General features: G+C 64.8%; 16 protein-coding genes and 1 pseudogene. 8 read left to right on the plus strand and 9 right to left on the minus strand.

From position 1 onward, the window contains the following. The first annotated feature begins 26 nt into the window (after positions 1 to 26). Positions 27 to 920 (plus strand): hypothetical protein, encoded by an 894-nt coding sequence (locus QM716_RS15965; protein WP_283305021.1) that lies wholly within the window; start codon positions 27 to 29, stop codon positions 918 to 920. A gap of 54 nt (positions 921 to 974) precedes the next feature. Here QM716_RS15965 and menE read toward each other — a convergent pair whose 3' ends face one another. Genes menE through QM716_RS15990 form a run of 5 tightly spaced genes read right to left on the minus strand, consistent with a single transcriptional unit; the run spans position 975 to position 4,286 of the window. Then, a complete protein-coding gene (gene menE / locus QM716_RS15970; protein ID WP_283305022.1) occupies positions 975 to 2,114 on the minus strand; it encodes an o-succinylbenzoate--CoA ligase in 1,140 nt (379 codons plus the stop codon). Beyond that, positions 2,111 to 2,413: a DUF3349 domain-containing protein gene (locus QM716_RS15975; protein WP_003941976.1), complete on the minus strand. Its 303-nt coding sequence runs from the start codon at positions 2,411 to 2,413 to the stop codon at positions 2,111 to 2,113. Before QM716_RS15975 ends, menE begins: the two co-directional genes overlap by 4 nt. 4 nt (positions 2,414 to 2,417) lie before the next feature. Next, on the minus strand, positions 2,418 to 2,753 hold the full coding sequence (locus QM716_RS15980) for a DUF3349 domain-containing protein (protein ID WP_283305023.1): 336 nt from the start codon (positions 2,751 to 2,753) through the stop codon (positions 2,418 to 2,420). 54 nt (positions 2,754 to 2,807) lie between these two features. Beyond that, the gene (locus QM716_RS15985) at positions 2,808 to 3,071 is read right to left on the minus strand and encodes a hypothetical protein (RefSeq protein ID WP_003942079.1); all 264 of its coding nucleotides are present in this window, start codon (positions 3,069 to 3,071) and stop codon (positions 2,808 to 2,810) included. A 15-nt stretch (positions 3,072 to 3,086) separates the two neighbouring features. Then, the gene (locus QM716_RS15990; RefSeq protein ID WP_283305024.1) at positions 3,087 to 4,286 is read right to left on the minus strand and encodes an inorganic phosphate transporter; all 1,200 of its coding nucleotides are present in this window, start codon (positions 4,284 to 4,286) and stop codon (positions 3,087 to 3,089) included. A gap of 253 nt (positions 4,287 to 4,539) precedes the next feature. Between QM716_RS15990 and QM716_RS29260 the strand changes: the two are divergent. Continuing rightward, positions 4,540 to 5,400: pseudogene (locus QM716_RS29260) on the plus strand (hypothetical protein). A 170-nt stretch (positions 5,401 to 5,570) separates the two neighbouring features. Here the strand turns inward: QM716_RS29260 and QM716_RS16005 are convergent. Both QM716_RS16005 and QM716_RS16010 read right to left on the minus strand, forming a co-directional pair. Beyond that, positions 5,571 to 5,960, minus strand: a complete 390-nt coding sequence (locus tag QM716_RS16005) for a VOC family protein (RefSeq protein ID WP_283305027.1) — start codon at positions 5,958 to 5,960, stop codon at positions 5,571 to 5,573. A 29-nt stretch (positions 5,961 to 5,989) separates the two neighbouring features. Next, a complete protein-coding gene (locus tag QM716_RS16010) occupies positions 5,990 to 6,883 on the minus strand; it encodes a 1,4-dihydroxy-2-naphthoyl-CoA synthase (protein ID WP_283305028.1) in 894 nt (297 codons plus the stop codon). A gap of 83 nt (positions 6,884 to 6,966) precedes the next feature. Between QM716_RS16010 and QM716_RS16015 the strand changes: the two genes are divergently transcribed. From QM716_RS16015 to QM716_RS16025, 3 genes are read left to right on the plus strand one after another with little or no spacing between them, the layout of a single operon-like run. After that, a complete protein-coding gene (locus tag QM716_RS16015; RefSeq protein ID WP_283305029.1) occupies positions 6,967 to 7,611 on the plus strand; it encodes a PaaI family thioesterase in 645 nt (214 codons plus the stop codon). A gap of 1 nt (position 7,612) precedes the next feature. Further along, positions 7,613 to 8,608 carry an o-succinylbenzoate synthase gene (locus QM716_RS16020; RefSeq protein WP_283305030.1) on the plus strand — a complete coding sequence of 332 codons (996 nt, stop codon included), beginning with the start codon at positions 7,613 to 7,615 and terminating at the stop codon, positions 8,606 to 8,608. A 48-nt stretch (positions 8,609 to 8,656) separates the two neighbouring features. Continuing rightward, entirely contained in the window at positions 8,657 to 9,103 is a 447-nt protein-coding gene (locus QM716_RS16025; protein WP_230812140.1) for a DUF6918 family protein, read from the plus strand. 63 nt (positions 9,104 to 9,166) lie between these two features. On the opposite strand, the gene QM716_RS16030 is transcribed toward QM716_RS16025, so the two are convergent. Together QM716_RS16030 and QM716_RS16035 are read right to left on the minus strand one after the other, a co-directional pair. Further along, positions 9,167 to 9,994 (minus strand): siderophore-interacting protein, encoded by an 828-nt coding sequence (locus tag QM716_RS16030; RefSeq protein ID WP_283305031.1) that lies wholly within the window; start codon positions 9,992 to 9,994, stop codon positions 9,167 to 9,169. Between the two features lie 58 nt (positions 9,995 to 10,052). Further along, a complete protein-coding gene (locus QM716_RS16035) occupies positions 10,053 to 10,655 on the minus strand; it encodes a flavin reductase family protein (protein WP_283305032.1) in 603 nt (200 codons plus the stop codon). Between the two features lie 68 nt (positions 10,656 to 10,723). On the opposite strand from QM716_RS16035, the gene menD reads away from it, so the two are divergent. The 3 genes from menD to QM716_RS16050 all read left to right on the plus strand — a co-directional run bounded on the left by menD (position 10,724) and on the right by QM716_RS16050 (position 13,995). Then, complete coding sequence (gene menD / locus QM716_RS16040; protein WP_283305033.1) at positions 10,724 to 12,337, plus strand: 2-succinyl-5-enolpyruvyl-6-hydroxy-3-cyclohexene-1-carboxylic-acid synthase; 1,614 nt, start codon at positions 10,724 to 10,726, stop codon at positions 12,335 to 12,337. Further along, positions 12,334 to 12,777 carry a DUF3592 domain-containing protein gene (locus QM716_RS16045; RefSeq protein ID WP_283305034.1) on the plus strand — a complete coding sequence of 148 codons (444 nt, stop codon included), beginning with the start codon at positions 12,334 to 12,336 and terminating at the stop codon, positions 12,775 to 12,777. Before menD ends, QM716_RS16045 begins: the two co-directional genes overlap by 4 nt. Positions 12,778 to 12,849: 72 nt before the next feature. After that, the gene (locus QM716_RS16050) at positions 12,850 to 13,995 is read left to right on the plus strand and encodes a glycosyltransferase family 4 protein (RefSeq protein ID WP_283305035.1); all 1,146 of its coding nucleotides are present in this window, start codon (positions 12,850 to 12,852) and stop codon (positions 13,993 to 13,995) included. Positions 13,996 to 13,999 lie beyond the last annotated feature (4 nt).

A 13,999-nucleotide genomic window follows, 5' to 3' on the forward strand; every position in this document is an offset into this window, starting at 1 on the left:
GGGTGCGGCGGCATCACGCTCGGTGCATGGAAATTCTCACCCGTGCACAGGCTCACCGGGACGGCACCAGCGACGAACAGTTGCAGCGGGCGGTCAAGCGCGGCGAGCTGCACCGAATCGCAGCGGGTATCTACATCCGCGCCGATCACTTCCGAGAACTCGATGCTGGAGCACGCCACCGATGCGCTGTCCTCGCGGCCGCTGAAACCTGTGGTCCAGGTGTAATCGTGAGCCATGTTTCGGCAGCGGTCATGCACGGATTGGATTGCGGCGGATTGCGATTGGACACCGTGCACATGACGCGTAACCGGTGCTCGGGTGGGCGGAAGAGTCAGACCTTGCATCTTCATCCAGCGGTGGTCCCGCCCGAGGAGGTCGTGCTGGTCGACGGTGTCGCAACCACGTCGGTCGCGCGAACGTTCGTCGACCTCGCACGTACGACGTCGTTCGAGAACGCCGTGGTGATCGGTGATTGCGCCTTGCGACGCGGGATGAGGCGCGAGGACGTCGACGCTTCGCTCGATCATGCGCGCGGACGGCTGGGGATGAGCCGGGCGCGGGTCGTGGCCGAGTTCATAGAACCGGGTGCCGAGAGTCCAGGGGAGTCGATCAGTCGCGTACGCATGCGCTCCGACGGTTGGCCGATGCCGACGTTGCAGCACGAGATCCGTCATGGTGGCCGATTCATCGGGAGAGTCGACTTCTTCTGGAAAGAGCACAGTGTGGTGGGCGAGTTCGACGGGATGGTCAAGTACCGCGGCGGTAATCCGGGTAGGGCGGTGGAGCGCGAGAAACTGCGCGAGGACGCGATCCGGGACGCGGGGTTCGAGGTGTTCCGCTGGGTGTGGGCGGATCTACGCGACTTCGAACGTGTCCGGGAAAGGTTCGAGCGGGCTTGCTTCCGCGGAGCCGCGCGCTGATTGTTCAGCCGCGGAGCTGATCAGGCCTGCGGCTGAAGAATAGTGCTGCGGCTGCTAGCTGAACCGCGTTACCAGAGCGGCGCGGTCGAGCTTGCCCGGTCCACGCAGGGGGAGCGCGTCCACGACGAACAACTCCCGCGGCGCTGCGGTGACGTCGAGTGTCCGCTGAGCATGTGTGCGCAGTTCCTCGAGCGTCGGAGCTTCGCCTTCTGGTACGACGACGGCCACCACCCGCTGCCCGAGACGCTGGTCCTCGATGCCGATCACCGCGCACTCGCGAACGGCGGGGTGATCGGCCAACGCGGCCTCGACCACCTGCGGTACGACGGTCAGCCCGCCGGTGGAGATAGCCTCGTCCAGTCGGCCGCTGATGCGCAGGACCTCGTCGACCACTGATCCGGCGTCGTCGGTCCGGAACCACCCGGGCTCGGCGAAGGCAGGGTGGTCGGGAAGCCCGCGGTACCCGGACGCGAGCATCGGCCCGCCCAGTAGCACACGCCCGTCGTCGATACGAATCTGTGCCCCGGACAACGGGATTCCGTCGTACACACAGCCGCCGGACGTCTCACTCATCCCGTAGGTTCGGACGACGGTGATGCCCGCTTCGGTGGCCTGCGCGAGCACCGGTTCGGGAGTCGCAGCGCCGCCGAGCAGGACAGCGTCGAGCGAAGCCAACGCCTCGACAGCGGCGCGATCACCGAGCGCCTTGACCAACTGCGTCGGCACCAACGAGGTGTAGCGGCGCGGTCCGCTCATTGCGGCGACAGCGCCCGGCAATGCCGCCGGGTCGAAACCCGCACCGACGTCGACGATTACCGGTTGCGTTCCGGCGAGGACACTGCGCAACAGAACCTGCATACCGGCGATGTGGTGCGGGGGGAGAACCAGCAACCAGGATCCCGGTCCACCGAGCCGTTCGTGGGTAGCGTCGCCGCTGGCCCGCAGTGCGCTCGCCGTGAGCATCGCACCCTTCGGAGTGCCGGTGGTTCCCGAGGTTGCGACTACCAGCGAAACACCGTGGTCGATGGGCTGATCGGGGTGCAGAGCATCGCTCAGGCGAGCCGTCTCGCGTGCGTCGGCCGCCGGGACGGGGAGCACGGCGTCGTGCTCGCCGCCCAGGATCTGCGCGATGCGCGGCAGTACCTCGAAAACCGCCTCCCCCTGCGGAACGGCCAGTGTGCGAAGAACGTTCACCGGACGTCCGGCCCGGCCAGCGGCCAACCGCCAGCAGCCAGATGGCTTCGCACGCGGTCGACGTCGGTTTCGAGTGGCATCTCGTTGGTGATCTTCGTGATGAGGACCTGGATGTCGGTCTTCTCGATGGGAAGATCACCGTCCTCGATCAACGCGTCGGCGACGGCGTCGACCTCGGTTTCGGAGAGTCTGCGGGTGAGAAGTGCGAAGAGAGGGATGTAGTCCTGCTCGGGGACGCCATTGGGATAGCCGGCCCGCAACCAGCCGACTATCGACGTGAGGAAGGGCGGAAGGGCCATGACGTCAGCTCACGTCTCGAACTTCGTTGTCGGATTCCACATCTTCGATGACCGGCCACCCGCCTGCACGCAGTCTCTCGCTGACACGATCGACGTCGTCCTCGGAAGGCTCCTCGTTGAGGATTCCCTCGATGATGGCGCGGATGGTGTCGTAGTCGACGTGCCGGTCCGGTACCTCGTGTGCGGACTCGATGGACATCGAAACGACCTGCTCGATCTCCTCGGCGGTCAGACGACGACGGAGAACGGCGAGCAGTGCAAAATGATCCTTGTCCGGGATGCCCTCGGGGTACCCGGCACGCAGCCAGTCGAGCACGCTGCGCAATGAATACTTGCTCAAATCCTCGGCCTCATTTTCGTTTCGGTGGTTTCAGTGGTGTGCCGCGACGACCACTCAGAAGACGTGGATTCCGAACGTGCTGGCCAAGAAGTTCTTCATCAACAACAGTATTCCGGCGAAGATCGTGACGAGCACGACCGCAAAACAGAGGTACGCACCCATTTTACCCAGGGTGGACGGTCCTTCGGTGCCATCGGCGTTCGGCAGGCTCAGCGACTTGAGTCCGAAGGCGAAGATCGCCGGCAGTCCGGCTCCGAAGAGCAGTCCGACTGCCACTACCTGCCAGAGCGAATCGAGGGTATCGGTGAGTAGATGCATTCTCTTGCGCCCCTTTCAGGAGTTGCGAGTGGGTTCGGTGGACGGAGTTGGATCGGCGGCCGGAATCTCTTGAACCGTCACATCCGGATTCTCGTCCCATTCGGCGGTCACGTTGGCCGCGTCTACGGGTTCCTTACGCGAACGCAGGTACATGAAGATCGCGAACGCGATGAGAGCGGCGAAGACGACGAGCACTCCGGCCAGTCCGCCGACCAGATGCGCGAGCGCCCAGCAGATAGCGCCGACGACGGCGGCCGACGGCAGCGTGATCAGCCAGGCGGCGGCCATCCGGCCTGCGACGCCCCAGCGGACCTCTGCGCCCTTGCGGCCGATGCCGGTACCGAGGATGGATCCGGTGGCGACGTGGGTGGTCGAGAGGGGGAGTCCGAGATGGCTCGACGTGAGGATGATTGCGGCCGACGACGCTTCGGCTGCCAGACCCTGCGGCGCGGCAATCTCGACAAGGCCCTTGCCCAGGGTGCGGATGATGCGCCAACCGCCGAGGTAGGTGCCGAGAGCGATCGCGACGGCGCAGGTGAACTTCACCCAGAACGGCATCTCGGTCTCGGCCGTGATGGTGCCGTGAGCGACCAGGGCCAAAAAGATGACGCCCATCGTCTTCTGGGCGTCATTGGTGCCGTGCGCAAGTGAGATCAGTGAGGCGGTGCCGATCTGGCCGAAACGGAAACCGCGCTCACGCTCGTCTTCCTTGACGGATGCGGTGATTCGGTAGACGAGCTTGGTGCCGACGCCTGCGACCAGCGCAGCGACCACCGGCGCGAGGATCGCGGGGACGACGACCTTGGTCAGGACCCCGCCCCACTCGACGCCGCCCATACCGATGGAGGCGATCGCGGCGCCGATCAATCCGCCGAACAGTGCGTGCGAGGAGCTCGACGGCAATCCGAGCAGCCAGGTGGCCAGGTTCCAGATGATTCCGCCGACAAGACCGGCGAAGACGATAAGCAGCAGATCCTGCCCACTGACCGCGCCGAGGTTGACAACTCCTTTGGCCACGGTTGCGGCGACCTCGACGGACAGGAACGCACCCACCAGGTTCAGGATCGCGGAAAGTGTGACCGCAACTTTGGGCTTGAGTGCACCGGTAGCGATGGAGGTGGCCATTGCGTTACCCGTGTCGTGAAAACCATTCGTGAAATCGAACGCGAGGGCGGTGACAACTACCACCAGGAGGATTAAAAGCTCTGCGGTCACAACGTGAATTGTGCGTATCGAACGCGTAAAAGTACAGCGAACGGGATGCGAACAGGCGCTCCGTGGAGTAGGTCCCCTCGCGTGGGCTGCGGCGCTGCCCTTCGTGATGTGTTCAGCGCCACGAAATTCGAACCCTGTGTGGGACCACACTTTTTGGTCTCACTCGCCGGGAAGGCACATTCGGGCCGTTTTAAACGCTGATTACCTACGGGCGCCGAGCGCACCGGAACAGGGGTTTCACCCCTGTATCTCGGTGTCTGTCAGAGAGAAGGAGAGCTCCGACCGTGAAGCCCGACAAGTCCACGAAGCTGATCACTACGCCGTCGCTGTCGGCGGATCAGGCGTCAGTGCCGACGTCGCGTCGAGCACCTCCGATCCGAAGTTCGGCACACCCGATTCGCCGTGTGGCGAAGGCGATGCCACCGGGGCAACCGCGGGTACGTGAAGTCGCCCGGGCTGAACAAGGAAATGAGCGACGCGGTGAACGCACTCATCTCGTGGTGCAACGATCAGGGTGGCTTCAACGGTCGCAAGGTCGTCGGAACCGGATACGACGCTGCGATGACGCAGGCCAACTCGGCCATGCAGGAAGCGTGCGCACGTCAGTTTCATGATGCACGATCATCGCCTCCACCACGAAGATTCGTTCGATCGCGGAGGCTGCGGCTTCAAGGTCAAGGATTGTGGCGTGACCCTCAACTACGAGGGTGAATCGAGTTACGTGCCGTTTGCCGAGAAGTACAAGGAGTGCGGCGCGAAGGGTATCTGGACGTCACGATCGGCGAGCCCGTCTGAACTGAACTTCGTGAAGGCTCTCGACCAGGTCGGGATCGACCCCATCTTCTTCGGTGAGGCCACCTGGTGCGGCGCGACGGTCTCCGATTGGAACTACATTCACGAGTGGGACGGCGGCGGACTGCACGCCGTCACCGATCCCGGCAAGAACATGCCGGCCACTTGCGGACCCATGACCTCGCTCAAGGGCAATACCCACTCGCCGGCGTTCCCGTCCACCGCGGGCGAATTCAAGTGTGATCCCAAGTACCTCGTCGCGACCGACAAGAGCACCTGGGGAACCGAACTCGGCGCCGACCGCGTGTCGACGAAGTATTAGAACGCGAACGTCATCAAGCCGCAGTCCTGATTCTCCTGACTCGGGCGGCGAGCGCCAACCGCCGCCGGGGCCTGGTGCTCATGGTCGTCGGAGTGGTCGGCGCTGCGCTCTTCCTGGCCGCATCTGTCGGTCTCGGCTACAGCAGTGTCTCGGCTACAGCAGTGTCTCGACTACACCGCCGGCGGCCGGGAATCGCGTCGGATGGGATGGTCCTCCGGAATCTGCACCATCACGATCGGCGTCCCGTCGGGGTCAGCGATCCACATCTCGTGCAGACCCCACGGTTCTTGCCTGGCCTCGCGGGCGATCTTGACCCCGGCGAGAACCAGTTCGGTCTGAACGGCAGTGAGGTCACGGACCTGCAGCCAGATCGCGCCGCGAAACCCACCCTCGCCGGTGCCGCCGTGTGCGGCGACCTCGATCAGCCCTTGGCCGGCGAAGAAGACTGTGCCGCCGGGATATTCACGAGCGATCGCCAAACCGAGGGTATCTCGGTAGAAGCTCAGCGTTCGTTCGTAGTCGCTCGGACGTAAAATCGTCCGACTGCTCAGAATTTCCACGTCCGACCTCCCCTCTCACAACTACTGTCTCAGAAATACCAGGGATATGGTGACCAGTCGGGATCACGCTTTTCGAGGAACGAGTCACGACCCTCGACGGCCTCGTCGGTCATGTACGCCAAACGTGTTGCCTCACCGGCGAACAACTGCTGACCGACCAGTCCGTCGTCCTGCAGGTTGAATGCGTACTTGAGCATCCGCTGCGCCTGCGGCGACTTGCCGTTGATCTTGCCGGCCCAGTCGATCGCGACGTTCTCGAGTTCCGCGTGGTCGACAACCTTGTTGACGGCGCCCATCTGATGCATTTCCTCGGCGGTGTACGTCTCACCCAGGAAGAAGATCTCGCGGGCGAACTTCTGGCCCACCATCTTTGCCAGGTAAGCGCTGCCGTATCCGCCGTCGAAGCTTCCGACATCGGCGTCGGTCTGCTTGAAGCGCGCATGCTCGCGGCTGGCGAGCGTCAGGTCGCACACCACGTGCAGGCTGTGGCCGCCGCCGGCAGCCCAGCCGTTGACCAGGCAGATGACTACCTTCGGCATGAAGCGGATCAGGCGCTGAACCTCGAGGATGTGCAGGCGTCCGGCGCGTGCCTTGTCGACGGTGTCCGCTGTTTCACCTTCGGCATACTGGTAGCCGCTGCGGCCACGGATGCGCTGGTCTCCGCCCGAGCAGAACGCCCAGCCGCCGTCCTTCTCGCTCGGTCCGTTGCCGGTGAGGAGCACCGCTCCCACGTCGGAGGTCATGCGGGCGTGGTCGAGTGCCCGGTACAACTCGTCGACGGTGTGCGGGCGGAACGCATTACGTACTTCCGGTCGGTTGAAGGCAACGCGAACGGTGCCTTGGCTGACGTGTCGGTGGTACGTGATGTCGGTGAGGTTCTCGAATCCGGGGACAGGGCGCCAGAGCTGCGGGTTGAAGGTCACCTGAGTCACGATAGAGGCAAGCTTCGCGCGTCTAACGGATACCTGAGGTAGAACACGTTCCCAGGCGCGCTAACGTGCAGGTCATGAGCGAACAAACCGCAGATGGCACGGAGATCGTCACAGACGGTGAGCAGCGGGGCGGATTTCCGCGGTTCCGGCACACTCCCGCAGGTCCGGACTTCGGCCGTTTCGTCGAAGCGATGCGGAGGTTGCAGGACCTTGCGGTCTCGACCAACGTGCCCGACGACGTACTCGCAGAGATCGCGACACAGGCCGAAGAGCTTGCCGATCGGTTGACGCCGTACGAGGTCCCGGAAGGCAAGTCGCCCGCGGGTTCCAACATTCAACTGCCCGGTCGCGGCAGCCTCCTCATGCTCCCGTGGATGGTCGAGCAGTTCGACACCGAAGGAGTCCGCAGTACCGGTGTCTTCCGTCGCTACCACCTCGGCGGTAACGGCGCCGCTCACGGCGGCGTATTGCCCCTGCTTTTCGACGACGTCTTCGGGATGACGGTCCACGCGGGTGGCCGCCCCATCTCCCGCACCGGCTACCTCCACATCAACTACCGCGCCATCACTCCGCTCAACACCCAACTGGTGATCGAGGGGAAGGTGGATCGGGTCGAGGGTCGCAAGACTTTTGTCAGCGCGCGCCTGACCGACCTCGACGGCAAACTCCTCGCCGACGGTGAGGCGCTCATGATCGAACTGCTTCCGGGTCAGCCCTGACATGTTTCCCTCGTTCGACGATCTGATCGCGGACGCCGTGGTGCTCGCGCTGCCGATGCGAGTTCGCTTTCGCGGCATCACGACTCGTGAGGCCCTGCTCGTTCGTGGCCCGGCCGGGTGGGGAGAATTCGCCCCGTTCGTCGAGTACGACGACGAAGAGGCGTCGCAATGGCTACTCGCCGGGATCGAGGCGGCGTGGCTGGGTCCGCCGCCGGCGCTTCGTCACGCGGTTCCCGTCAACGCCACCGTGCCGGCGATCGACGCGTCTACCGTCCCGGAATTGTTGGAACGCTTCCCCGGGGCCCGGACCGCCAAGGTCAAGGTCGCCGAGAAGGGACAGTCTCTGGCGCAGGACGTCGCTCGGGTGAACGAGGTGCGTCGGCACATCCCGAACGTGCGCGTCGACGCCAACGGCGGTTGGAGCGTGGACGAGGCGATCACGGCACTGCGAGCGATCACCGAAGGCGGTGAACTCGAATACGCCGAGCAGCCGTGTGCAAGCGTCGAGGAACTGGTCAGGGTCCGCGCCGCGGGGACCGGTGTGCGGATCGCTGCCGACGAGAGCATTCGCCGTGCCGAGGACCCGCTGCGCGTCGTACGAGCCGGGGGAGCGGACGTAGCCGTCGTGAAGGTGCCGCCACTGGGCGGAATGCGTGCTGTGGTGGCGCTGTCGGCGCAACTGGCGGACTACGGGGTGCCGGTGGTGGTCTCGAGTGCCTTGGACACGGCTGTGGGGATGTCCGCGGGATTGGCGGCCGCGGCAGCCTTGCCTTCGCTTCCGTTTGCCTGCGGCCTCGGTACGGGCGGCCTGTTCGTCCGGGATGTCGCGGTCACCGGGGCAGCCGTCGACGGCGCTTTGTCCGTTGGCGCGGTCGAGCCCGACCCTGTTCTGCTCGAGACGCTGGCCGCGCCGGCGGACCGGCGCGACTGGTGGCTGGACCGCGCTCGGCGCTGCCATCGGATACTCGGCAGTAGAGACCAGCCGAATTTCGTATAGTCTCGGGCCCGACCTGATGAACATCAGTCAAGAACGAAGGGATCGAAAGTGGTTGCAGCTCTGAACGAAACCCTGCTCGAGGAATCACGGGTTCCCGCGGTCGTCGCGGACGTGCAGACCTTGATCGACGCAGAGGTTTCGGATAAGTCGGGGGCCTCAGGGCTGGCTCTCAAGGGTGGCTACGGCGCGGTCAAGAAGGTGAGCCCGTCCATCGTGCCGGACGCCGTCACCGCGCTTCTGCCGGCTTTCGTGTCAAAACTCGAGCCGTACTGGCAGGACTTCTCGGCATCCGGCGAAGGAAGCTTCGCCGATTTCATCAGCGCCCGCGGTGACGCGGTTGCCGATTCCCTCCTCGAAGTGACGGACGAGCGTATCGACGGCAGCGACAAGGCCGTCGTCAAGTCGATGTACTCGAAGCTGCGCGGTTCGGCCAAGAAGCATGTGACTGCAGCTCTGCCCCGTCTGGGCGAACTGATCCAGAAGCACGCTGCATAGGCGAACATAAAACAACGAGCGGCCCGGGAGTTTCTCCCGGGCCGCTCGTTTTCGGTGCGTCCGTCAGTGAGCCGAATGGCCGTGGCGCCAGAAGCCGGTGAAGGTGATGTCGGTTTTGGCGAACTTCCGGTCGTTCACGAGATGCCGACGCAGCCCAGTGGTGAGTGCCTGTTCGCCGGCGACAAACGTGTACGACGGCCCCTCGGGCAGTTTGGCATCGCGGACGGTCTCGAGGGTCAGAACACCCGGTGTTGCGTGTTCGTCCTCGCGAACCAGCCAATGAACGTTGACGTTCGCCAGCTCCGGAATGTCTTGCTTGTCTTCGATGTTCGGAATCTCGACGAAGACCTCGGCACGCAGATCTGCGGGCGCGGTTTCCAGAATGCCGATGATCGCGGGAAGCGCACTCTCGTCGCCGACGAGCAGTTGCCACGTGGCTTCGGGTGTGGGGTTGTAGATGCAGCCTTCGTCCAGGAGGGCGACCTTGTCGCCGGCCGACGCGGTGTTCGCCCACGCGGATGCCGGGCCGATATCCCCGTGGTACGCGAAGTCGATGTCGATCTCCGTGGTCTCGCCGAAGAGGCCTGATCCAGCTGCGCGGTAGGCGCGAATCGTGTAGTTGCGCACGACAGGTCGCGTGTCCTTGGACATCAACAGATACTGCGCGTACCAGAGATTGCTCGCCGCGCTCGGCAACCGGAGTTCACTCTGGCCGACCTGCGGGAGGAACATGCGGAACCACTGATCGGCACCCATCGGTGCGATGGTGGACAGTTCCTCGCCCGCAATGGTCACTCGGATGAAGCTGGGGCTGATTCGCTTGTTCGCCACGACCTGCGCCGACACGATGCTGCGTGAGGCCGGTTTCACGAACTTGGCGCGCTTGGCCATGACTGGTTGCTCCCTGATTATCTGTTACTCGAACCTAATCAGGTAACCCTAACCTGATTTAGCGTCGCTGTGGAGTGGTGGGTCTGTCCTTTTCGACGACTTCGGGCGGAAGACCCCACTGCGCTCGGCCCAGGCGGCTCATCGGCGCGATAGCCGCGAAGTCCGGTAGCCCGTCGTCGGCGACAGCCTCGGGACGAACAGCGACGGCGACCACATTTCCCATCACGACAAACGAATTACCGACCTCGATGACCTGGTGGAGTGTGCATTCGATAGCGATCGGGGAGTCGGCGACCCGGACGGGTCGAACCCGCTCACTCGGCTCACTCGCGATACCGAGCTCGAGAAATTCGTCGGCATCGGCGTCGTAGAACGCCGAACTGGCATTCACGACGTCCGCGAGAGAAGCAGTCGCGAGATTGACGACGAATTCGCCGGTCGCTTCGATGTTGCGCAGACTGTCCTTGCGTCCGACCGACGTGAACTGCACGATCGGCGGCGCCGAACTGGCCACGGTGAAAAAGCTGTACGGAGCCAGATTGCCGACGCCGTCGGCCGACACTGTGGACACCCAGGCAATCGGCCGGGGGACCACCGAAGCGGTGAGTAACTGATAGAACCGGCGGGGTTCGAGCTCGGCTGGATCGAAGAGTGTGCGCACCCACACATAATGCCGCTGTCCCCGACCCTGGGCATGCTTGCGCCCGAACATCTGACACTCTTGAAGGCGTGAATCCGTCCACTGCACAAGCCACAGCCGTCGTCGACGAACTGGTTCGTGGTGGCGTGCGTGAAGTCGTGCTGTGTCCAGGCTCTCGCAATGCACCCCTCGCATTTGCCCTACAAGCTGCCGACCTCGACGGCCGGTTGCGTCTGCACATGCGGATCGACGAGCGGACCGCAGGCTTTCTGGCACTTGGACTGGCAATCGCCGGGAAACGTCCGGTCCCCATCGTGATGACCTCCGGGACCGCCGTCGCCAACCTCGGACCTGCTGTCCTCGAGGCCAACTACGCGCGAGTGCCGCTCGTCGTCCTGAGCGCGAACCGGCCGTACGAGATGCTCGGCACCGGCGCCAATCAGACCGTCGAACAGCTCGGGCTCTTCGGCAGTCAGGTCCGCGCAACCATCAGCCTGGGCCTGGCCGAAGACGACTCGACGCAGAACAGCCAGTGGCGCTCGGCAGTCTGCCGGGTTCTCGCCGCTGCCCGCGGAACCCGATCCGGCAACGCCGGGCCGGTGCATTTCGACATCCCGCTCCGTGAGCCGCTGGTGCCGGACGCGCACGTGCAGGGACCGGTTCCGGAGGGCCGTCCCGGCGGTGCGGCCTGGACCACCACGCAGAACGCGACGCTCGATGTTCCGGTCGATCTGGACCTCACCGCGGACACGGTGGTCATCTCCGGACACGGCAGTGCGCTTCGACCCGAGCTGGCCGGCTTGCCGACGGTGGCCGAGCCCACGGCTCCGATGCACGGGATCGCGCTGCATCCACTCGCTCTCTCGCAACTCAAGCCCAAGCAGGCGATCATCACCGGCCGCCCGACGCTGCATCGCCAGGTCTCGAAGGTGTTGGCCGACCCGAGCGTCGACGTCTATGCACTGACAACGGGGCCGCGCTGGCCTGACGTGTCCGGCAACGTACTCGCCACCGGTACCAGGGCAGTGGTCACCGGAACGCCCGATCCCGCCTGGATTGCTCGGTGCGCCGCGCTGACCGAACACGCCGAAACTGCCGTGCGCAAGCAACTCGACGCCCACCCCAAGGCCACCGGTCTGCACGTCGCAGCCGCCGTGATGAATGCGCTGGCCAACGGTGACCAGCTTCTGCTCGGCGCCTCCAACCCCGTTCGCGACGCGGCCCTCGTGAGCTATCCCAAGCCCGCTGTGCGGGTGCTGTCCAACCGCGGCGTCGCAGGTATCGACGGCACGGTCTCGGCGGCGGTCGGCGCCGCGTTGGCGTACGACGGTGGCCGGACCGTCGCTCTCATGGGCGACCTGACATTCCTGCACGACGCTTCCGGACTGCTCATCGGGACCGGTGAGCCGAGGCCGAGCGACCTCACCATCGTCGTCGCCAACGACGACGGCGGCGGCATCTTCGAACTTCTCGAGCAAGGCGACCCGCAGTACGCCGGCGTCTTCGAGCGAGTCTTCGGAACACCGCACGGCATGGACCTGGCCGCGCTCTGTGCGGCGTACCGCGTGCCACACGCAGCTGTCACCGTCGACGCCCTGGCCACGACGCTGGCACAACCAGCCAACGGCATCCGTGTTCTCGAGGTCGCGACAGATCGCAGTGGGCTGCGCGAACTCCACGCTTCCGTGCGGGCACAGCTGTGACACAAACAGTTCTGCGTCGCTTCCGCATCGGAGTGCTGGTGGTTGCCGTCGGCATTTCGGTGCTCGCGGTCATCCTCGTTCTCGGTGCCTGGCGCAACGATCGGACCATCGAATCGAACATGGGGACCGCAACCGCCGAGGTGCTCTCGGCGGGCTCGCTTCGGTCGGCGATCAGCTTCGTGACACCGGACGGCGCGAATCACAACCCCGAACTGGGCGTGCTCTATCCCACCAATCTGACTGTGGGACAACGTATCGAGGTGGAGTATTACAAGACGGACCCCGATTTGGTCCGGGTAGCCGGACGCAACGCGACGGTGGCGCTGATCCCGGCCGGATCCGTGATCGTGGTGACGTGGCTCCTGGCTGGACCGTCGATCTGGTACCTGCGCAAGCGGGAAGCGGGGGCTCCACGATCGGCGCCGGTCGCCTCGAGTTAGTTCGCCCGAACTTCGCCCGAACTTCACGCGAACATGACGTGGACTTATCCTGGCCCTGTCACCGTTCTCGGTGTGAGAGTAGCCATCGTTGCGGAGTCATTCCTGCCCAACATGAACGGCGTCACCAACTCGGTACTACGCGTGCTCGAACACCTCGATCGCACTGGCCACGACGCCATGGTCATTGCGCCGGACACCGTCGGATCCGACACCTCCGCCGCCACCGAACACGAAGGTGTTCAGGTGGTTCGGGTGCCCGCCGTCATGGTTCCCAAAGTCAGTTCACTCCCCGTCGGCCTGCCACAACCACGTCTGACTACGGCCGTGCGGACCTTCGCGCCCGACGTCGTCCATCTGGCGTCGCCGTTCCTGCTCGGTGCCGGGGGAGTGGCCGTCGCCAAACGCCTCGGAATCCCCACCGTCGCGGTTTACCAGACCGACGTTGCCGGATTTGCCGAAAGCTACGGGCTCGGCGTCACCAGCCGCGCGGCGTGGGCGTGGACCCGTCGAATCCACAAGAGCTGCAACAGGACCCTCGCGCCCTCCACCTCGGCGGTCGACGCCCTCGAAGAGCACAGCATTCCGCGCGTTCACCGGTGGGCCCGCGGCGTCGACGCACAACGATTCGCGCCTTCGCGTCGTAGCTCGGCTTTGCGGCAGTCGTGGATCGGCGACAGCGACCGATTGGTGGTCGGTTTCGTCGGTCGCCTCGCGCCCGAAAAGCACGTCGAACGGTTGGCGGCGCTGGCCACCGACCCCAGTGTGCAGATCGTCGTCGTCGGCGACGGCCCGGTCCGCCAGAATCTGCAGCGACTGATGCCGGACGCGATCTTCACCGGACAACTCGGCGGTACTGCGCTTGCTGACGCCTATGCGAGCCTGGACGTGTTCGTTCACCCCGGCGAGCACGAGACCTTCTGCCAGGCAGTTCAGGAAGCCCTCGCGAGCGGTGTGCCCGTCGTCGGACCGGATGCGGGTGGCCCACGTGACCTGATCTCCCATTGCCGCAACGGCTACCTCCTGCCGACGGACAGGTTCACCGAACTCCTGCCCAGCGCCGTCGACGCACTTCGCCAGCGTGACCTGCGGGTGCAGTTCGGCTCCGCAGCGAGGCGCTCGGTGCGGAACCGCACCTGGCCGGCCATCTGCGAAGAGCTGCTCCGTCACTACGAAGACGTGCAGGGCCTCGGGCGACGAACGGGTGCCAGAGCAGCCTGAACGC

This window comes from Rhodococcus sp. IEGM 1409 (genome assembly GCF_030056735.1).
Taxonomy (GTDB): Bacteria; Actinomycetota; Actinomycetes; order Mycobacteriales; family Mycobacteriaceae; genus Rhodococcus_F.

Bases quoted from the DNA above. Each gene is read 5' to 3' on its own strand.
- QM716_RS15965 (WP_283305021.1), top strand. From the start codon at position 27: ATGGAAATTCTCACCCGTGCACAGGCTCACCGGGACGGCACCAGCGAC.
- QM716_RS16020 (WP_283305030.1), top strand. From the start codon at position 7,613: ATGTTTCCCTCGTTCGACGATCTGATCGCGGACGCCGTGGTGCTCGCG.
- QM716_RS16015 (WP_283305029.1), top strand. From the start codon at position 6,967: ATGAGCGAACAAACCGCAGATGGCACGGAGATCGTCACAGACGGTGAG.
- QM716_RS15975 (WP_003941976.1), bottom strand. From the start codon at position 2,413: ATGGCCCTTCCGCCCTTCCTCACGTCGATAGTCGGCTGGTTGCGGGCC.
- QM716_RS15985 (WP_003942079.1), bottom strand. From the start codon at position 3,071: ATGCATCTACTCACCGATACCCTCGATTCGCTCTGGCAGGTAGTGGCA.
- QM716_RS16030 (WP_283305031.1), bottom strand. From the start codon at position 9,994: ATGGCCAAGCGCGCCAAGTTCGTGAAACCGGCCTCACGCAGCATCGTG.